This is a genomic window from Phocaeicola vulgatus ATCC 8482 (assembly GCF_000012825.1).
Classification (GTDB): domain Bacteria; phylum Bacteroidota; class Bacteroidia; order Bacteroidales; family Bacteroidaceae; genus Phocaeicola; species Phocaeicola vulgatus.
The window spans coordinates 2,910,348-2,929,530 of record NC_009614.1 but is presented as its reverse complement, the minus strand read 5'-3'; the positions used below and the strand labels follow the sequence as shown (position 1 = coordinate 2,929,530).

At 42.4% G+C, this 19,183-nt stretch carries 17 protein-coding genes; 13 read left to right on the top strand and 4 right to left on the bottom strand.

Translation table 11 applies throughout. From position 1 onward, the window contains the following. Nucleotides 1–121: 121 nt before the first annotated feature. Nucleotides 122–943: a hypothetical protein gene (locus tag BVU_RS11405; protein ID WP_005848639.1), complete on the bottom strand. Its 822-nt coding sequence runs from the start codon at nucleotides 941–943 to the stop codon at nucleotides 122–124. Nucleotides 944–1,068: 125 nt separating this feature from the next. Between BVU_RS11405 and aspT the strand changes: the two genes are divergently transcribed. The 11 genes from aspT to BVU_RS11350 all read left to right on the top strand — a co-directional run bounded on the left by aspT (nucleotide 1,069) and on the right by BVU_RS11350 (nucleotide 13,146). Next, nucleotides 1,069–2,769 (top strand): aspartate-alanine antiporter, encoded by a 1,701-nt coding sequence (aspT, locus tag BVU_RS11400; protein ID WP_011965545.1) that lies wholly within the window; start codon nucleotides 1,069–1,071, stop codon nucleotides 2,767–2,769. A gap of 19 nt (nucleotides 2,770–2,788) precedes the next feature. Beyond that, the gene (locus tag BVU_RS11395) at nucleotides 2,789–4,429 is read left to right on the top strand and encodes a bifunctional aspartate transaminase/aspartate 4-decarboxylase (RefSeq protein ID WP_011965544.1); all 1,641 of its coding nucleotides are present in this window, start codon (nucleotides 2,789–2,791) and stop codon (nucleotides 4,427–4,429) included. A gap of 148 nt (nucleotides 4,430–4,577) precedes the next feature. Then, on the top strand, nucleotides 4,578–5,975 hold the full coding sequence (locus BVU_RS11390) for a S41 family peptidase (RefSeq protein WP_011965543.1): 1,398 nt from the start codon (nucleotides 4,578–4,580) through the stop codon (nucleotides 5,973–5,975). A 156-nt stretch (nucleotides 5,976–6,131) separates the two neighbouring features. Further along, on the top strand, nucleotides 6,132–6,620 hold the full coding sequence (locus BVU_RS11385) for a copper resistance protein NlpE N-terminal domain-containing protein (RefSeq protein WP_005846092.1): 489 nt from the start codon (nucleotides 6,132–6,134) through the stop codon (nucleotides 6,618–6,620). A gap of 123 nt (nucleotides 6,621–6,743) precedes the next feature. Next, nucleotides 6,744–7,382 (top strand): DUF4136 domain-containing protein, encoded by a 639-nt coding sequence (locus BVU_RS11380; protein WP_011965542.1) that lies wholly within the window; start codon nucleotides 6,744–6,746, stop codon nucleotides 7,380–7,382. A gap of 41 nt (nucleotides 7,383–7,423) precedes the next feature. Continuing rightward, nucleotides 7,424–8,050: an outer membrane beta-barrel protein gene (locus tag BVU_RS11375; protein WP_005846088.1), complete on the top strand. Its 627-nt coding sequence runs from the start codon at nucleotides 7,424–7,426 to the stop codon at nucleotides 8,048–8,050. 152 nt (nucleotides 8,051–8,202) lie between these two features. Beyond that, nucleotides 8,203–8,952 (top strand): polyprenol monophosphomannose synthase, encoded by a 750-nt coding sequence (locus BVU_RS11370; RefSeq protein WP_005846085.1) that lies wholly within the window; start codon nucleotides 8,203–8,205, stop codon nucleotides 8,950–8,952. Beyond that, nucleotides 8,949–10,289, top strand: coding sequence for a dihydroorotase (locus BVU_RS11365; protein WP_011965541.1), 1,341 nt, complete (start codon nucleotides 8,949–8,951; stop codon nucleotides 10,287–10,289). Before BVU_RS11370 ends, BVU_RS11365 begins: the two co-directional genes overlap by 4 nt. Then, a complete protein-coding gene (locus tag BVU_RS11360) occupies nucleotides 10,286–11,173 on the top strand; it encodes a vitamin B12 dependent-methionine synthase activation domain-containing protein (RefSeq protein WP_011965540.1) in 888 nt (295 codons plus the stop codon). Before BVU_RS11365 ends, BVU_RS11360 begins: the two co-directional genes overlap by 4 nt. 14 nt (nucleotides 11,174–11,187) lie before the next feature. After that, on the top strand, nucleotides 11,188–12,348 hold the full coding sequence (locus BVU_RS11355; protein ID WP_011965539.1) for a metallophosphoesterase: 1,161 nt from the start codon (nucleotides 11,188–11,190) through the stop codon (nucleotides 12,346–12,348). Between the two features lie 39 nt (nucleotides 12,349–12,387). Further along, nucleotides 12,388–13,146 carry a lysophospholipid acyltransferase family protein gene (locus BVU_RS11350; protein ID WP_005846078.1) on the top strand — a complete coding sequence of 253 codons (759 nt, stop codon included), beginning with the start codon at nucleotides 12,388–12,390 and terminating at the stop codon, nucleotides 13,144–13,146. A gap of 14 nt (nucleotides 13,147–13,160) precedes the next feature. Here BVU_RS11350 and BVU_RS11345 read toward each other — a convergent pair whose 3' ends face one another. Next, a complete protein-coding gene (locus tag BVU_RS11345) occupies nucleotides 13,161–13,859 on the bottom strand; it encodes a DUF4369 domain-containing protein (RefSeq protein WP_008781938.1) in 699 nt (232 codons plus the stop codon). A gap of 193 nt (nucleotides 13,860–14,052) precedes the next feature. Between BVU_RS11345 and BVU_RS11340 the strand changes: the two genes are divergently transcribed. Both BVU_RS11340 and BVU_RS11335 read left to right on the top strand, forming a co-directional pair. After that, nucleotides 14,053–16,218, top strand: coding sequence for a S46 family peptidase (locus tag BVU_RS11340; protein ID WP_011965538.1), 2,166 nt, complete (start codon nucleotides 14,053–14,055; stop codon nucleotides 16,216–16,218). Next, nucleotides 16,218–18,404, top strand: coding sequence for a S46 family peptidase (locus BVU_RS11335; protein ID WP_011965537.1), 2,187 nt, complete (start codon nucleotides 16,218–16,220; stop codon nucleotides 18,402–18,404). Before BVU_RS11340 ends, BVU_RS11335 begins: the two co-directional genes overlap by 1 nt. 117 nt (nucleotides 18,405–18,521) lie before the next feature. Here the strand turns inward: BVU_RS11335 and BVU_RS11330 are convergent, their stop codons facing one another. Together BVU_RS11330 and BVU_RS11325 are read right to left on the bottom strand one after the other, a co-directional pair. After that, nucleotides 18,522–18,839: a hypothetical protein gene (locus tag BVU_RS11330; protein WP_005846069.1), complete on the bottom strand. Its 318-nt coding sequence runs from the start codon at nucleotides 18,837–18,839 to the stop codon at nucleotides 18,522–18,524. 23 nt (nucleotides 18,840–18,862) lie between these two features. After that, nucleotides 18,863–19,159 carry an FtsB family cell division protein gene (locus BVU_RS11325; RefSeq protein ID WP_011965536.1) on the bottom strand — a complete coding sequence of 99 codons (297 nt, stop codon included), beginning with the start codon at nucleotides 19,157–19,159 and terminating at the stop codon, nucleotides 18,863–18,865. Nucleotides 19,160–19,183 lie beyond the last annotated feature (24 nt).

Sequence of the window (19,183 nt, the reverse complement as noted above, 5' to 3'; positions counted from 1 at the left end):
GTTTTGGCCGTCAAATCTTATTTTCGGGGGAATACCTAAAGATACAAAAAGCCAACTAATTCGCAATACTTTGTGTATGAATTAGTTGGCTGATTTTGTAATATTTAATGAATGTCCCGAATTAATTTAAAGGATTATAAGATAAATCTATTCGGGATAGAAGTTTGGTATAATTATATAAAACTTCTATCCTGACCGGATTCTCATCATCCAGACGATAATTGGCATGCACATTATAAGTGCTTAAACCATGATTCATACAATATCCAATATCATTAGGTAAGGCTGTTCTATTCCTCAACTGCCCAAGATTCAATAAAAAATAGAAGAAACTATCCACCCCATCATAATCAATCACATAAGCCTGTAAATTCAGATTCGCCTGATAATTGATGTTATTATCATAATTATAATAAGTATGACAACTGGACACACTATCATTTGCCTCAGTAAAAACAGTCATCACCTCCTTCAACCGTCCCAACTGATCAAAAACATATTTTCCTTGCACTTTCTTCAAGAAACGATAATCGGAAGTAGCACGATAATCAGAATTGATAAAAATAGTATCTCCTTTATAATCATAGACAGTCTGTTTATCAGCTTCATAAACCTCCTCTCCTACCTTCAACATACAACGGGCCCTACTCTCCCTCGCCTTGCCTTTTCCTATTTGAAACGTAACATTGCAAAGCTTATTGCCGGTATTCAAACAATTCATCTGTCCGATGGTTATCTGGTCGCCCTCATACCTTACCGGGGTATCCCCATACTTTATAATTTTACCATCACGATCATATTCCAATTTCAAAACTTGTTCTTCCTCTCCCGTTAAATCGGTGACCTTAGTCACATATGTGTCAGCTTTTTTTTCTTTACAACCATCAGCAACAAACAAGAGAACTAACAAAGAAATATATTTTACAAATAACTTTATTTTCATAAGTCAAGTATCATCTCTATGCAAATAAAATAAAAAATATTAGAACTAAGTACAATTTGGAGCTTTTTAACTCAACTTCTTTACCCCCACTCTGTTTTAAACAGCAATTATAATAAGAAAGAAATATGGAATGGATTATACATCTTTTGAGACAGCATTCAGAACTGGCGATTTTTCTGACAATCGCCGCAGGCTTCTGGATTGGAAAAATGAAAATAAAACAATTCAGTTTGGGAATCGTCACCAGTGTATTGCTAGTAGGGGTATTAGTGGGACAGCTTAACATTACAATAGAAGAACCGGTGAAATCCGTGTTTTTTCTTTTATTCCTTTTTGCTATCGGATACAAAGTGGGACCACAATTCTTTCGCGGACTGAAAAAAGATGGTTTACCTCAAGTAGGATTCGCCGCGCTCATGTGTATAGGTTGTTTGATTATCACTTGGTTATTAGCTATCTTAATGGGATATAATGCCGGTGAAGCAGCCGGGTTACTGGCCGGAGCACAAACTATCTCTGCCGTCATAGGAGTAGCAGAAGATACCATAAACGGACTCAACATATCCTCTTCCCAAAAAAGTGATATGATTAATATCATTCCCGTGGCATATGCTGTAACTTACATTTTCGGTACGGCAGGCTCTGCCTGGGTCCTCTCTTCTTTAGGTCCTAAAATGTTGGGAGGATTAGAAAAAGTGAAAGCCGCTTGCAAAGAGTTGGAAACCCGGATGGGTACCAGTGAAGCAGACGAACCCGGATTTGAACAGGCACGCCGTCCGGTAGTTTTTCGCGCTTACCGCATAGAGAACGATTGGTTTGGCAACGGCAAGACCGTTGACCAGCTAGAATCCTATTTTATTTCACAAGGGAAAAGATTGTTTGTTGAAAGAATGCGACATGGATCTTCCATTGTCAATGATATTATTCCCGGACAATTATTACAAAAAGGAGACGAAGTGGTACTGAGCGGAAGAAGAGAATTCGCCATTGGTGAGGAAGACTGGATTGGAGAAGAAATCGTCGATCCCCAACTGCTTGATTTCCCTGTGGAAGTACTCCCTGTCATGATACACAAAAAGCCATATTCCAACCAAAAATTGGACTTCATACGCCGTCAAAGCTTTATGCACGGCGTCAGTATACGCCGTATCAAACGGGCAGGCATTGATATCCCTGTTTTCGCACAAACCACTATCGACTGCGGAGATACTCTGGAATTGGTCGGCCTGAAAAAAGAGGTGGAATCTGCTGCAAAAGAACTAGGATACATAGACCGCCCCACCAATGCCACAGATATGACATTTGTAGGACTCGGCATTTTACTGGGAGGTATCATCGGAGCACTTGCAATCCATATCGGCGGAGTACCTATTAGCCTGAGCACTAGTGGAGGAGCCTTGATAGCCGGATTAGTATTTGGCTGGTGGCGCAGCAAACGCCCTACCTTCGGACAAATACCGGAATCCTCTTTATGGGTGCTGAATAATGTAGGCTTGAATATGTTCATCGCCGTAGTCGGCATTTCTGCAGGACCCAGTTTTGTACAGGGACTAAAAGAAGTAGGTCCTATGTTGTTTATCATAGGTGCGTTGGCCACCTCCTTGCCTCTATTATTAGGGCTGATTCTAGCCAGATATGTATTCAAGTTCCATCCCGCCCTCTCTTTGGGATGCACGGCAGGAGCCCGTACTACCACTGCTGCATTGGGCGCCATACAAGAAGCAGTAGGCAGCGAAACACCTTCCTTAGGATACACCGTGACCTACGCCGTAGGAAATACACTACTCATCATATGGGGAGTGGTCATTGTATTATTAATCAACTAAAAAACTAAACTCATACATTATGGAATATTTAAGTGATAAAAGCAGCGTTGCCCGAATGGACAAGAATTTGGAAAAGATCAGTCCCTTCGAATTAAAAAACCGTTTGATTGAAATGGCAGATGAAAGTGTGAAGAAAATGGCGCACGTCATGCTGAATGCAGGCAGAGGTAATCCCAACTGGATTGCAACGGAGGCTCGTGAAGCATTCTTCGCCTTGGGCGGTTTTGGCATTGAAGAGTGTCGCCGGGTCATGGACATGCCCGAAGGCATTGCCGGTATTCCTCAAAAAACAGGCATAGCCCAACGTTTTGAGGAGTACCTGAAAAAGCATGAAGGAAATGCGGGGACAGATCTATTGAAACGTACCTATAATTATATGCTGATGGAACATGCAGCCGATCCGGACGAACTGGTACACGAATGGACCGAAAGTATTGTAGGCGACCAATATCCCATGCCTGACCGCATCTTGAAATATACAGAAATTCTAGTACAGGATTACCTGAATCAGGAAATGTGCAACGGGCAACCCCCGCAAGGTAAATTCGATTTATTCGCCACCGAAGGCGGAACAGCAGGGATGTGCTATGTATTCGACTCGCTGGAAGAAAATTTCCTGCTACACAAAGGAGATAGTATAGCATTGATGGTTCCTATCTTTACACCCTATATAGAGATACCCGAATTGACACGTTACGATTATGATGTGCTCAATATTCCTGCAAGTACTCTAAATGAAGAAGGACTTCATACCTGGCAATACAAAGTGGAAGATATCAATAAACTGCGAGACACGAAATACAAAGCCTTGTTTATTGTCAATCCGAGCAATCCACCCAGTTATCAGTTGAACAAAGAATGCGTAGATGCCCTGAAAGACGTAGTAACACGCTGGAATCCCAATCTGATGATTATAACAGATGATGTATATGGTACTTTTGTTCCCGGCTTCCGCAGCCTGATGGCTGATTTGCCACAGAACACAATTTGTGTCTACTCTTTCTCCAAATATTTCGGAGCGACCGGTTGGCGCCTTGCTGTAATTGCCTTACATGAGAAAAATGTATTCGACAGAATGATTGCCAATCTGCCCCGCAAACGAAAAAGCGAACTAACCAAACGGTATGGCAGCTTGAGTATGCAAGTAGAAAACATGAAATTCATTGACCGTATGGTAGCAGACAGCCGTCAAGTAGCCTTGAACCATACAGCAGGACTGTCCTTGCCACAACAAATGCAGATGTCACTCTTTGCTTCTTTTTCATTGCTGGACAAAGAAAATACATATCGTCATGCCATGCTTAATTTAATCCATACCCGTCTGAAAGCATTATGGGACAACACAGGGTTCATTCTCCTCGACGATCCACTAAGAGCCGGTTATTATTCAGAAATAGACATGCTGGTATGGGCCAAGAAATTTTACGGAGATGAATTCGTACAACATCTGCAGACAACTCATAATCCATTGGACGTAGTATTCCGTCTTGCCAATGAAACAGGCCTGGTCGTATTGAATGGTGGTGGATTCGACGGACCCGAATGGAGTGTACGTGTATCACTTGCCAACCTGAACGAGAAAGATTATATCAAAATCGGACTCAGTATCCGCAGAATTCTGAATGAATATGCTGACAAATGGAAATCTGAAAAGAAATAAAAAATTAAGAACGTCCGCCGTGAAGTCTGCTTGACCTAACCGGCGGATTTCTTTTTTATATAAAGGTTTTTTGGATTATTTATTCCAAACCTTATCCCTACTTTAAAATAAAATCCCTAGCTTTGCAGATCGAAAAAGGAATTAGATTATGAAGCATATACGGAGCACTTTTTTTCTTCTAACCACTTTATTTATAATGGCTTCATGTGGCGAAGACCGCAGTGGGGAATACTATGCATTAATTGGAGAGAATGTATGGATAGAACAAATAATGAAAGAGCATTATTTGTGGTATGACAGTATTCCGGCAATAAAGGAAACGGACTATTTTGCCGAACCGGAAGACTTCCTGCAAAAATTGGTTTATACCAAGGCACAAAACGGAAAAGGAGACCCGTATTCGTATATAGAAATAAAGGACGCTTCCGATGCGGCACGTTCCTACCTGCAACGTACTTCTACTTACGGATTTGATTTTGAATTAATGACCGATCCTACCGGAATCTCATCACACGTATTTGCCCGTATTTTATTCGTACTGCCCAATTCACCGGCCTCAGAAGCCGGATTGGAACGAGGGAACTGGATATCAGCCATTGGCAAAGAAGAACTGACCAACAATAATTACGGATATCTGATGGAAGGCGGCAATACAACTTTCGCCAGAGAAAGCTTGGTTTTTGATGAGGAAGGCAATTCCAGCTGGATTGCAACAGATACAGTCAAAGTAGCGGCATCACGCCCTGTAGAATTGAATCCGTTCTATATAGATACTGTATATGAGGTATCCGGGAAAAAAATAGCCTATATGGTCTACAATGAATTCAGTACAGGCCCCAATAACCAGGCAACAGATACAGAATACAGGGAACAGATGAAACAGATATTCGCCCGGTTCAAGGGACAGTCACCCGACGCTTTTATTCTGGACTTACGCTACAATCCCGGTGGTTATTTGAGTTGTGCCACAGATTTAGGAAGTTATCTGGCACCTGCGGCAGATCTAGGGAAAGTATTTTGCACAACTTTGTATAATGACATCAGTGACCCGCAAAAAATTGATTTCCCTCTCAATACAGGACTTGCTTCCGAAAACTTGAACTTAAGCAAGCTCTACGTACTGACAAGCAAATTTACTGCATCGGCCTCAGAAGCAGTCATAAATTGTCTCCGTCCATATATAGGTACAGAAAATGTAGTGGTAATAGGTGAAACGACTGTTGGCAAAAATGTAGCCATGGAACCATACCAAGATGAGCGTTACAACTTTATTTTATGGCCGGTTGTGGCATACGTTCTCAACTCGGCAGGACAAGCCAACTATGTAAATGGAATCACCCCCGATTTCACATTGAGCGAACGTAACCTCATCTCCCCTCTCTACCCACTGGGAGATACCAAAGAGTATTTATTGAAGAACACCATAGCTTATATTACGACAGGAAGTATGCCCGACCTGCCACAAACAGAAGAACAAGTATCAAAAGGAAAAATTATCTATAACTCACTGATTCGAAGAAGTATGAACGGCATACGGCTACGGTAGTCCGATTTATCCAGATACAACGCCCTATTTATTAAAGACCGTGTTTAATGCATTTTAAACATGGTCTTGTTTTTTCTGAAAAGAGAACTTATTAAAAACAAAACGGGCATAACAAATGTTATGTACCCAAATAACCATTAAAAACCTGACTTAACAATGAAAAAAGTATTTATTGCAGCAGCTTTGGCTGCCATGATTGTTTCCTGTGGCTCTAAAGGAAACAAAAGTGCTGAAATAATAGCCGAAAGTGAAAGTGACTCTATTTTCGCTGTGAACGACAGCACACTGGGTGAATTACAAACATATAGCTATGAAGGTATTCTGCCAGCTGCCGATGCCGAAGGTATCAACTATCAACTGACACTTCAGGAGGCAGGCCAAGACTCACTGGGCACATACAATCTGACGACCACTTATTTAGGAACAAAAGATGGTAACCAGGCATTTACCGACAGTGGTACAGTTGTAACTATTATTGGAATTCCTAATGACAGCACCGCTATCGTTTATCAATTAATTTCCGCTACTCCGGGACACGAAAAGACAAACTTTCTGGCAGAGGGTGACAGTGCACTGACAATGATTGGCAAGGACTTCAAGAAAGCTGTTTCTAAACTAAATTACACTTTAAAAAAGAAACTCTAATTAACCTGGCTGCAAAAAAATTCACTAAAGAACAGACTGTTAGTGAACAAAAACATAAGCTGGCCGTTGTATGAGAGAAACTAGACGAAAAACAATTAGTATTAACTTAAACAAAAACTTGACATGAAAAAATTAATTCCTATCCTACTGGCGGTCTTTGCCTTGGTATCTTGCGAGAAAGACCCGGACATGGACAAATTGGACAATGAGTATCTGGTATTCACCAGTCATGACACTAGTACTAAGTTCAATGACTTCAGTACTTATTATATCCCTGACAGCATCCTGATCATCGGTGACAAGAAAGACCCTGAATACTGGAAGGACGAGAATGCACAGATCATCATCAATGCATTCAAGACTAAGATGAACGCTGCCGGCTACACCGCAGCTAATAAAGACGACGCCGACCTCGGCCTACAGGTAAGCTACGTAGCAAGTACTTATTATTTCCACGGTTACTATAATGACGGACCCTGGTGGGGCTATTATCCCGGTTATTGGTATCCCGGCTACTGGGGCGGCAATTGGGGAGGTGGATGGTACTATCCCTATCCTATCACTTACAGCTATAGCACCGGTTCATTGCTGGCCGACATGATTAATTTAAAGAATGCTCCGGAAGGACAAAAAGAAAAATTAACTGTTGTCTGGAATGCATACATCAGCGGGTTACTGGGCGGAAGTGGCAGTTTGAATGTAAACCGTACAACGACTGCCATCAACCAAGCATTCACTCAGAGTCCTTATCTGAAAAAATAAACGTAAGTGAAACAAGTATTCATTTAAAATAAAAAGGAAATATGAAAACTATAAAATATTTAACTCTCAGACTGATGGCGGTAGCCGCTATCGCCATAGCCTTTGCCCTGCCGGCAAAAGCACAGGTAACTCCGTTTACCTATTTCAATGTAGACTGGCAGTTCAACGCTCCTATCAGCAATAACTTTGCAAACAAAGCAAGCGGTTGGGGTATGAACTTCGAAGGTGGATATTATGTACTGCCGGATTTGTCAATCGGTGCCTTTATCAATTATCATACCAATAATGAGTATATTTCACGTCAGACACTACCAATCAGCAACTCGGCAGCCCTGACAACCGACCAGCAACATTCCGTATTTCAGTTGCCTTTCGGTTTCGCAACACACTATCGCTTCAGTGACGGTGCATGCCAACCTTATATCGGATTGAAGCTGGGTGCCAACTATACCAAAATGTCCAGTGACTTTTACATTTACGAAGTGAAAGACAACACTTGGGGTTTCTATGTATCACCAGAAGTCGGTGTGAATATCTACCCCTGGACAAACAGTATCGGCTTCCATCTGGCAGCATTCTACAGCTACTCTACCAACAAGGGAACCGTATTTAACTATGATATGGATAAATTAAACAATTTCGGTTTCCGCCTTGGTGTGGCATTCTAAAGATTTCTAAACTATTCTGTTAAATAGGGGGATTATCCGTGCGCCAGGCAGGGGTAATCCTCTTTTTTTAATTAATAAAATTAAATTCTGACGGGAGTGTTAATATAATAGTTACTTTTGTATGATATTTATTCAGCTAATACAAAAAATGTATGGAGAAATCCGATAGTATTATTATTATACCCACCTATAACGAAAAGGAAAATATAGAGAACATTATCCGGGCTGTATTCGGACTGGAAAAGTTCTTCCACATATTGATTATTGAAGATAACTCACCAGACGGCACGGCAACCATTGTCCGTAAACTGCAAACAGAATTCCCCGACCGTCTTTTCATGATTGAGCGTAAAGGTAAATTAGGACTGGGTACTGCTTACATTGCCGGATTCAAATGGGCGATAGAGCATCAATATGATTTTGTATTTGAAATGGATGCTGACTTCAGTCATAATCCGAATGACCTGCCAAGGCTGTATAACAAATGTGCCGTTGAAGGCTATGATGTAGCTATCGGTTCACGCTATGTCAGTGGTGTGAATGTAGTGAACTGGCCGATGGGGCGTGTGCTGATGTCCTATTTCGCCTCCAAATATGTACGGATTATCACAGGGTTACCCATACATGATACTACCGCCGGATTTAAATGCTATCGCCGTGAAGTCTTGGAAACAATCGGTCTGGATGGCATCCGTTTTAAAGGGTATGCATTCCAGATTGAGATGAAGTTCACTGCTTACAAGTGCGGATTCAAGATAGCCGAAGTTCCTGTGATTTTTGTCAATCGCGAATTAGGTACTTCAAAAATGAACGGAAGTATCTTCGGTGAAGCTGTATTAGGAGTCATTCAATTAAAACTGGGTAGCTGGTTCCGCAAATACCCGCAAAAGAAAACAGTATGAAACGTACATGGATAAAGAATGCACGGATTGTGAATGAAGGCAAGATTTTTCACGGTTCGATAGTGATTGAGAATGAAGTCATAGCTGAAGTGCTGGCAGAAGAAACAGTTCCCTCCCAGCCTTGTGGAGAAATAATAGATGCGAAAGGCTATTATCTGATGCCGGGAGTAATAGACGATCATGTACACTTCCGTGACCCGGGACTGACTCATAAAGCCGACATACATACTGAAAGCACAGCGGCGGCGGCAGGTGGCGTCACCAGTTTTATGGACATGCCCAACACCACTCCGCAAACTACGACCCTGGAAGCTTTGAATGCCAAGTTTGCGGATGCGGCAACCAAAAGCATCGTAAACTATTCATTCTATTTCGGAGCAACCAATACGAATGCGGATGTACTCCCCACACTAGATAAAAGCCGGGTATGCGGTGTTAAATTATTTATGGGAGCCAGCACGGGAAATATGTTGGTAGACCGCATGGAAGTACTTAGAAAAGTATTTGCCAATGCAGGTATGCTGATTGCAGCACATTGTGAAGAACAATCTATAATCAGCGCCAATACAACAGCCTTCAAAGAAAAATATGGAGAAGATCCTGATATAAAATACCATCCGCAGATACGTAGTGCGGAAGCATGTGCATATTCTTCCTCACTGGCCATCCGGCTGGCAAAAGAAAACAATGCCCGCCTGCACATCCTGCACATCAGCACCGCACAAGAACTGGATTTGCTTGAAGACAAACCCCTGAGTGAAAAAAAGATTACGGCGGAAGCTTGCGTGTCACATCTATACTTCTATGACAAAGATTATGAGACATTGAAAGGACGTATCAAGTGCAATCCGTCCATCAAAACTTCAGAAGACCGGAATGCTTTACGCAAAGCATTGTCTACCAATATGATAGATGTAATAGGTACCGACCATGCCCCTCACTTACTGAAAGAAAAGGAAGGGGGAGCATTGAAAGCCGTATCGGGTATGCCGATGATACAGTTTTCATTAGTAGCTATCATGGAATTAGTACGCGAAGGCATATTAAGCATAGAGCAACTGGTTCAGAAAATGTGCCATGCACCGGCCGAACTTTATCATATTGAAAGACGAGGCTACATCCGTCCTGGTTATCAAGCCGACCTCGTATTGGTAAATCCGGATCATGAATGGACTGTAACTGCCGACTGCGTTTTAAGCAAATGCGGATGGACTCCGATGGAAGGACAGAAATTCCACACACGGGTAGAAAAAACATTCGTCAATGGTGATCTGGTTTACAGTGACAACAAGGTAGACCAAAGTCATCGCGGACAAGAATTAAGGTTTAAAAGATGATTGTAAATTACAAGATTCACGAAGTAAGCGAATACATTAACTGGATTTATTTTTTCCATGCATGGGGCTTTCAACCCAAGTTTGCCGCCATTGCGGACATACATGGATGTGATTCATGCCGGGCCATGTGGCTCACCGGTTTTGCGGAAGAAGACCGTCCGAAAGCCAGTGAAGCCATGCAGCTTTTCAAAGAGGCAAATCGGATGTTGAATGAACTGGATACAGCGTATCAGACCCACGGAGTGGTCAATATCATGGATGCCAATGCCGACGGAGATGATCTGCTGCTGAACAGCAAGCGTTTTCCGCTTTTGCGTCAACAAACAGCAAAATTGAAAGAAGATGACCCGTTTTTATGTCTGAGTGACTTTGTGCGTCCATTATCATCGGGTATCACAGACAAAATAGGAGCATTCGCCACTACGGTAGATGCAGAAATGGAGCGGCTCTATGCAGAAGACGATTACAAACGTATGTTAGTGCAAACATTGTCCGACAGACTGGCGGAAGCTACTGCCGAAAAACTACACGAAGATGTACGCAAAAAACTTTGGGGATATGCACCTGATGAAAACCTAAGCGTAAAAGACCTGCATAATGAAAAATATCAAGGGATACGTCCTGCCGTAGGTTATCCTTCCTTGCCCGACCAATCCGTCAATTTCCTATTAGACGAGTTGCTGGATATGAAGCAAATAGGAATTTCATTGACCGAGAATGGTATGATGAAGCCCCATGCCTCTGTATGCGGACTCATGTTTGCCCATCCGGCTTCCCGCTATTTCTCCATCGGAAAAATAGGTGAAGACCAATTGGCAGATTACGCCGCCCGCCGGGGCATGAGTATAGAAGAAACTAAAAAGTTTCTCGCCGCCAATCTATAAAAAACGAATAAATTATGATGCTGATAAAGTTATTTCTGTTTTTTCTACTGCTACTGATATTGCCCGATATGTATATATACAAGGCATATATACGCCGTGTTTCCCAAAAATGGACACATTGGGCTTATTGGCTTCCCAGTCTGTTTCTTTTATTGGGAATGACATTAGTCTTTTCTATACATGAGCCACGTCCGGATTCCATGCAGCGACTTAGCAATTTCTTATTGATTTTTCTTTGTTTCTCCGTACCCAAGGCACTTTTCGTCATTGTTATCCTGTTTATGAAGCTCCTATATATCATCTCCGGCAAAAAACTGTATGGAGGATATGTAGCAGGAGGATTGGCTTTAGCCTCGTTAATATATGTAATATATGGAGCAACCGAAGGAAAACAGCATTTTCAAATCAGGGAGGTAACCATCAGTTCCGATGAACTTCCCAGCGGCTTTGACGGCTACCGCATTGTACAAATATCTGATATCCATTCCGGCAGCTGGACTGGCAACGGTGCTGCTTTACAGAAGGCTGTAAACCTTATTAATGCACAACATGCTGACCTGGTACTTTTTACAGGTGACCTGGTCAATAACGTGGCAACGGAATTGGACGAATTTATCCCTATTCTAGAACAGATAAAAGGAAAAGACGGAGTGTATTCCGTTTTAGGCAACCATGACTATTCCCCTTATATAAAATGGGAAACAGAAGAAGCTCAAGAAGCCAACCTGAACAGCTTGAAATCCAAACAGGCTGCCATGGGATGGAAAATACTCAATAACGATCATGTCATTCTACATCATCATGGAGACAGTATAGCCCTGGCAGGTGTAGAGAACAGCGGAAATCCCCCATTTCCTAATTATGGAGATCTGCAGAAAGCATTAAAAGGAACGGAAGGAATGTATAAAATATTAATGAGCCATGACCCCACTCATTGGCACAGAGAAGTCTTGCCGGAAAGTGATATACAGCTAATGCTTTCAGGCCACACCCATGAAATGCAGTTCAGCCTGTTTGGCTTCTCTCCTGCTAAATTCGTATATCCCGAACACAACGGTTTATACCAGGAAGGAAAACAATCCTTGTTTGTCAATATTGGTTTGGGCTACCTGATGTTCCCTATGCGCCTTGGAGCATGGCCGGAAATTACAGTAATCACGTTACATAAAATATAAAATAGTTTTTCTATCTTTGTACAACTAAAATTCAGACAAATGAAAGTACTATATATTTTATACCAACTATTCATAGCACTTCCCATTTTGCTGGTATTAACCATACTTACAGCAATAGTTACCATTATTGGTTCATGGATAGGCAATCCGCATTTTTGGGGATATTATCCGGGAAAAATATGGTCACAGCTTTTCTGCTATGTATTACTTATTCCTGTCAAGGTAGTAGGACATCCGGAAGTACTTAAAAAAACATCCTACGTGTTTGTAGCCAATCATCAAGGGTCTTTCGATATCTTCCTGATTTATGGTTTTCTGGGACGAAACTTTAAATGGATGATGAAAAAAAGTCTGCGCAAAATGCCTTTCGTCGGCAAAGCCTGTGAAGCTGCCGGACATATATTCGTTGATAAATCCGGTCCCAAGAAGGTAATAGAAACCATAGAACACGCCCGTCACGTACTACAGGATGGAACTTCTCTAGTGGTATTTCCCGAAGGTGCACGTACTTTTACCGGGCACATGGGATATTTTAAGAAAGGTGCTTTCCAACTGGCAGATGATTTGCAACTTCCCGTAGTACCACTCACTATTATCGGCTCCTTTAATATTCTTCCCCGTACCGGCGGTTTTGTATCCTGGCATCCTATGACATTAGTCGTACATAAGCCCATTTATCCGCAAAGCCAGGGAATGGAAAACATCAAAGCAACCATGGAAGAGGCTTACAGGGAAATTGAGAAAGACTTACCTGAAAAATATCAAGGAAAAATAGACAATCCAGACCAAGACAGATAAAAAAAGGCTCCTCATTAATGGGGAGCTTTTAATTTTTCCATATTCGAACGGGCTACTGTCACATAATCCTTTACCAAGGAGTTGTTTTTAAATCGGTCAGGAGCCTCCTCTATAATTTCCTCAATCAAGGGAGTCATGACAGGATAAGGAAAATTGCTGCACAACATAATGAAAACACCCGGTCCCAATACATTATCATAATTCTTTTGGATAAACTCCTTAGCCAATGCATTCATTTCAGCAGCCAGTTTCTCACGTTCTCTCGTTATCTCACGTTGAATTTCATCCGGTGCTTTTCCATCCATAATCATACGGCTCTCCTGACGCTCCAACTCGTATGCTCTATCATCCAAAGAAGTCTTTTTTCCCACAAAATCATACAGACGATCATTCAACGGAGTTCCGGTAACTACAATACGGGCATTATCGATACTGATGGATATTTTCCCTTTTTCAATGACAAAAGGCATGATGCTCTCATCATCCATATACAAGGATGCCATTGAAGTAGAATCGGTTATACCTTCCATCTTGAACATTCCATGAATTACCTCTGCCGAATCAATACTCAGCATCCGGTCTCCACTAGGAACTTTTACAAATAGCATTTTCCCATCCAGCCGAGAAACAGAAGAACTACCTTCTATCTTATACTCACTGGCACATGAAGTAAAAGCCAATAAAGACACCACAGAGAAAAAAAGTTTATTCATGCTTATCTACGCCCCATTACTATTTTTCGCATACAAAGGTACAATCTATAATTCAGTGACAAAAATATTTTATTAAAATTTAAAACTAAATAGAAGATTATTACCGAGAAGGCAATTTATAGTGCAAAGTTCCCTCTTTTTTTCTATTTTTGTAACCGATATAAGGATAAAGAAATAACAATTAGTACACAACATGAAAAAATTCAAACTTTTATTGCTCGCATTGATGTGTGTAGCATTCTTGCCGTCGAAGGCAGACGAAGGTATGTGGCTGTTGCAACTGATGCAAGAGCAGCATTTGGCAGACCGCATGAAAGCACAAGGCTTACTGCTGGAAGCAGACGACATTTATAACCCGAACCGCGTTTCATTAAAAGATGCAGTAGGCATTTTCGGAGGAGGATGTACCGGTGAAATCATCTCACCGGACGGACTGATCCTGACCAACCACCACTGTGGCTACGGAGCGATACAGCAACATAGCTCGGTAGAACATGACTACCTGACTGACGGTTTTTGGGCAAAAAGCCGCAAAGAAGAGCTACCGACTCCGGGATTGAAGTTCAAATTTGTAGAACGCATTGTCGATGTCACAGATAAAGTAAACAATAAAGTAAAATCAGGCGAAGTAAAAGAAGAGGAAACCTTTGAATACGACTTCCTGAAAAAACTGGCCGACGAGGAACTGAAAGCCAGTGACCTGAACGGAAAAGCAGGTATCAGCGCACAAGCTCTGCCTTTCTATGCAGGCAATAAATTCTATCTGATTTATCTGAAAACCTACAGCGACGTACGCATGGTTGCCGCTCCGCCTTCATCCATCGGTAAATTCGGTGGTGAAACAGACAACTGGATGTGGCCCCGCCATACTTGCGACTTCTCCGTCTTCCGCATTTATGCGGATGCCAACGGCGAACCGGCAGAATATAATGAAAACAATGTTCCTCTGAAAGCCAAAAAGCATCTGGCTATCTCACTGAAAGGTATTAACGAGGGTGACTATGCCATGATTATGGGATTCCCCGGAAGCACCAACCGCTATCTGACTCAAAGTGAAGTGAAACAACGGATGCATTCCACCAACGAACCCCGTATCCGCATACGTGGTGTGCGTCAGGATGTACTGAAGAAAGAAATGGCTGCCAGTGACAAAGTACGTATCCAATACGCCAGCAAATATGCAGGTTCCAGCAACTATTGGAAAAACTCTATCGGCATGAATAAAGCCATTATCGACAACAAGGTATTGGAAACAAAAGCAGAACAGGAAGCCAAGTTCGCAGCATTTGCTAAAGCCAAAGGCAACACTGATTATGAAAAAGTAGTCAGCGAAATTGATGCCGCCATCGAAAAGAGTAATCCTATTCTTTATAACTACACCTGTTTCCGTGAAGTCTTTCAAGGAGGTATAGAATTCGGCACTCCTTATCTGATTCTGGACAAGCTGAAAGACGCAATCAAAAATAAAGATAAAGAAGCGATTAATAAAAATATTGAAACGCTGAAAAAAGTATATGCCGATATACATAACAAAGACTACGATCACGAAGTAGACCGCAAAGTGGCCAAAGCTCTGTTGCCCCTGTATGCCGAAATGGTTCCTGCCGATGCTTTACCTGCCTTCTATACTACCATCCAGAAGGATTTTAAAGGTAACTATGACGCATACGTAGACCATTGTTATGACAATTCCATCTTCTCCAACGAAGCGAATTTCAATAAATTCATCAAGAAACCTACCGTGAAAGCCATAGAAAAAGATCCTATGACTGCATACGTACGGGCTAAATATGACTTGATGGACAAGCTGGGAAACGAACTGGCAGAATCGATGAAAGGCATGGATTTATTACACAAAACTTATGTACGCGGCCTGTGTGAAATGTATTCACCGGAACCCAAAGCTCCGGATGCCAACTTCACCATCCGTCTGACATACGGCAATGTGAAATCATACAATCCCAAAGACGGCGTACACTATAAATACTACACTACGCTGAAAGGTGTCATGGAAAAAGAGGATCCTACCAATCCGGAATTTGTTGTTCCCGCCAAACTGAAAGAATTGTATGAAGCAAAAGATTTTGGACGTTATGCATTGCCCAACGGTGATATGCCTGCTTGTTTCCTGACTACCAATGATATTACCGGCGGTAATTCAGGTTCTCCCGTCATCAACGGTAACGGCGAACTCATCGGTGCCGCTTTTGACGGCAACTGGGAATCACTGAGTGGTGACATTAATTTCGACAACAACTTACAGCGTTGTATCGCAGTGGATATACGTTATGTATTATTCATCATCGACAAATTGGGCGGATGCAAACACTTGATTGACGAAATGACTATTGTTGAATAATGAAAAAGATACTATTACTCTCGCTATTTACTTTCACAACCCTTGCCGGCCATGCCGACGAGGGGATGTGGATGCTGACTGATCTGAAAGAACAGAATGCGGCCACCATGTATGATATGGGACTGGATATCAGCATTGATAAAGTATATTGTCCGGACAGCATCAGCCTGAAGGATGCTGTAGTGCATTTCGGAGGTGGTTGTACCGGTGAAATCATTTCTGCCGAAGGTCTTGTGCTGACCAATCATCATTGCGGTTACAGCTATATCCAGCAACACAGTTCGGTAGAACACGACTATCTGACTGACGGCTTCTGGGCTATGAGCCGCAAAGAAGAACTTCCCTGCAAGGGGCTGACTGTCACCTTCATAGACAGAATTCTGGACGTCACTCCTTATGTAAAGGAACAACTGGCCAAAGATGAGGACCCGGAAGGATTGAACTACCTGTCCCCCTCCTATCTGAGCAAAGTAGCCAAACGTTTTGCCGAACAAGAAAATATAGAGATCACTCCGTTCACCGCTTTGGAACTAAAGCCTTTCTACGGAGCCAACCGCTATTACTTGTTTATAAAGACCATCTATAAAGACGTCCGTATGGTAGGCGCTCCTCCTTCTTCCATCGGAAAGTTCGGAGCTGACACCGATAACTGGATGTGGCCCCGTCACTGTGGCGATTTCTCCATGTTCCGCATTTATGCAACACCCGACGGTAAACCTGCTGACTATAACGAAAGCAATGTACCCTTGAAGGTGAAAAAACATCTGACCATCAACCTGGGAGGAATCAAAGAGGGAGACTTCACTTTCGTAATGGGATTTCCCGGACGCAACTGGCGATACATGATTTCGGACGAAGTGGAAGAACGTATGCAGACTACCAACTTCATGCGTAAGACCGTCCGCACCGTACGATTGAATAATCTGCTGGAAGAGATGCTGAAAAGTGATAAAGTACGCATCCAGTATGCCAGCAAATACGCCTCGTCAGCCAATTACTGGAAGAATGCTATCGGTATGAACGAAGGACTGGTTCAGCTGAAAGTACTTGATACGAAAAAGAAACAACAGGAAAAGCTTCTGGCTTACGGACGTGAGACGGGTACTGACGCCTACCAGAAAGCCTTCGATGCTATCCGAGAAATCGTGAGCAAACGCCGGGATGCCGTATATCATCAGCAAGCCATTTACGAAGTTTGCAAACTGGGAACGGAATTCTATAAGATTCCTTCCACAGACAAAGTCCTGCAAGCATTGGAAAAAGGATATAAAGTACCTCATGCTACTAAAGAAATCAATCCGCTGGATCATGCATTAAGCACACTGATCAAACAAGCCGATAAATTTTTCAATAAAGACTATAATCCCGAAATAGACCGTAAAGTTTCCAAAGCTTTGCTGAAGACTTACGCAGAATTAATTCCGGCCGAACAGCGCATCAGCATCTTTAAAGTAATAGACAAAGAATTCAAAGGAAACATTGACGCCTTTGTCGATGCTTGTTTTGATACATCCATCTTCCGAAGCCGTGAAGCCTTTGACAACTTTGTGGCAAAGCCGGATGCCAAGACATTGGAAAATGACCTGATGGTGCAATATGCCAAATCAGTAGACCAAGGTTATGCAGATACCGATGCAGCCATGAAAGCCGAAACCGATGCTTATAATCTGGCCCATAAAACCTGGGTAGAGGGTATGATGAAGCTGAAACAGCATGAAGGCACTCCTATTTATCCGGATGCCAACTCCACGTTACGTCTCACTTATGGTAAAGTAGGTTCATACAGCCCCAAAGACGGTATGGAATACAACTATTACACCACGTTGAAAGGAGTGATGGAAAAAGAGGATCCGAACAACTATGAATTCGTGGTTCCGGCCAAACTGAAGGACTTGTATAACAAGAAAGACTTCGGGCGCTATGCCATGAAAAATGGTGAAATGCCCATCTGTTTTGTTACAGGAACAGACAATACAGGAGGTAATTCCGGCTCCCCCGTTTTCAATAACAAAGGGGAATTGATCGGTACCGGCTTTGACCGCAACTACGAAGGACTGACCGGTGACATTGCTTACAATTCCCAGTTACAACGTGCAGCCTGTGTGGATATCCGCTATACCTTATTTATTATTGATAAGTTTGCAGGAGCGAAACACTTGGTAGATGAAATGACCATTGTGGAATAACAATACCGGACAACTATTTTTTAGAACGCGGACCACACGTAACAAGTGTCGTCCGCGTTCTCCTATTTTTCACAAGATAAGCCTCTATAAACGCGGACAAAAAATGACACTGGTTCCTTAACGTTTTTCCTTCTCCAACTCCTGCGGAATACGGAAAGCCGTATAAAGTTCCAGGACAGCGGCAATGGAAAGACAAACAATCCATTCGTTACGTTTCATGGTAAACATCAATACTCCTGTAAAGACCAGTGCGACAGCCCCGAAAATCTGCTGTCTACGCAAACGCTTGATGATAAAATTCCTTCCATCATAACGATTCCCCATGACCTGCACATAGCCGAACATCACAGCACCCAGCGTATACAGATAAGGCGCAAGCTCCCACCGGGTGATTTGCAACACCGCACCTGCCAGCAGCAGGACTGCCCCTGCCATCGAAATTATATTATAAGATTTACTCATTCTTCAAACACAAAAATATCCTCGTCGGACTTCTTCATCAAATACTTCTCGCGTGCTATTTTCTCCAAAGCCTCAGGATTCGTGGTCAGTTCCTTCAGTTTCTCCGTATCTTCCTCATATTGCTTTCTATATTTCTCTATCTCACTATTCAGCGCGCTGATCTCACTGCGATGCTTTACCCGCTGAATCAAGCTGTTCTCATCCAGAAAACCAATAACTACAATAAAGATCAGCACCGTAATCATATACTTATGGCGCCGGATGTAGTTCCAAATAGTCAGCAATTTGCTCATACAAAGAATCCCTTTTTTGATTTT

What these genes read in the sequence shown, in the direction of transcription:
- BVU_RS11405 (WP_005848639.1), bottom strand. Translation starts at nt 943, where the DNA reads ATGAAAATAAAGTTATTTGTAAAATATATTTCTTTGTTAGTTCTCTTG.
- aspT (WP_011965545.1), top strand. Translation starts at nt 1,069, where the DNA reads ATGGAATGGATTATACATCTTTTGAGACAGCATTCAGAACTGGCGATT.
- BVU_RS11395 (WP_011965544.1), top strand. Translation starts at nt 2,789, where the DNA reads ATGGAATATTTAAGTGATAAAAGCAGCGTTGCCCGAATGGACAAGAAT.
- BVU_RS11390 (WP_011965543.1), top strand. Translation starts at nt 4,578, where the DNA reads ATGAAGCATATACGGAGCACTTTTTTTCTTCTAACCACTTTATTTATA.
- BVU_RS11385 (WP_005846092.1), top strand. Translation starts at nt 6,132, where the DNA reads ATGAAAAAAGTATTTATTGCAGCAGCTTTGGCTGCCATGATTGTTTCC.
- BVU_RS11380 (WP_011965542.1), top strand. Translation starts at nt 6,744, where the DNA reads ATGAAAAAATTAATTCCTATCCTACTGGCGGTCTTTGCCTTGGTATCT.
- BVU_RS11375 (WP_005846088.1), top strand. Translation starts at nt 7,424, where the DNA reads ATGAAAACTATAAAATATTTAACTCTCAGACTGATGGCGGTAGCCGCT.
- BVU_RS11370 (WP_005846085.1), top strand. Translation starts at nt 8,203, where the DNA reads ATGGAGAAATCCGATAGTATTATTATTATACCCACCTATAACGAAAAG.
- BVU_RS11365 (WP_011965541.1), top strand. Translation starts at nt 8,949, where the DNA reads ATGAAACGTACATGGATAAAGAATGCACGGATTGTGAATGAAGGCAAG.
- BVU_RS11360 (WP_011965540.1), top strand. Translation starts at nt 10,286, where the DNA reads ATGATTGTAAATTACAAGATTCACGAAGTAAGCGAATACATTAACTGG.
- BVU_RS11355 (WP_011965539.1), top strand. Translation starts at nt 11,188, where the DNA reads ATGATGCTGATAAAGTTATTTCTGTTTTTTCTACTGCTACTGATATTG.
- BVU_RS11350 (WP_005846078.1), top strand. Translation starts at nt 12,388, where the DNA reads ATGAAAGTACTATATATTTTATACCAACTATTCATAGCACTTCCCATT.
- BVU_RS11345 (WP_008781938.1), bottom strand. Translation starts at nt 13,859, where the DNA reads ATGAATAAACTTTTTTTCTCTGTGGTGTCTTTATTGGCTTTTACTTCA.
- BVU_RS11340 (WP_011965538.1), top strand. Translation starts at nt 14,053, where the DNA reads ATGAAAAAATTCAAACTTTTATTGCTCGCATTGATGTGTGTAGCATTC.
- BVU_RS11335 (WP_011965537.1), top strand. Translation starts at nt 16,218, where the DNA reads ATGAAAAAGATACTATTACTCTCGCTATTTACTTTCACAACCCTTGCC.
- BVU_RS11330 (WP_005846069.1), bottom strand. Translation starts at nt 18,839, where the DNA reads ATGGCAGGGGCAGTCCTGCTGCTGGCAGGTGCGGTGTTGCAAATCACC.
- BVU_RS11325 (WP_011965536.1), bottom strand. Translation starts at nt 19,159, where the DNA reads ATGAGCAAATTGCTGACTATTTGGAACTACATCCGGCGCCATAAGTAT.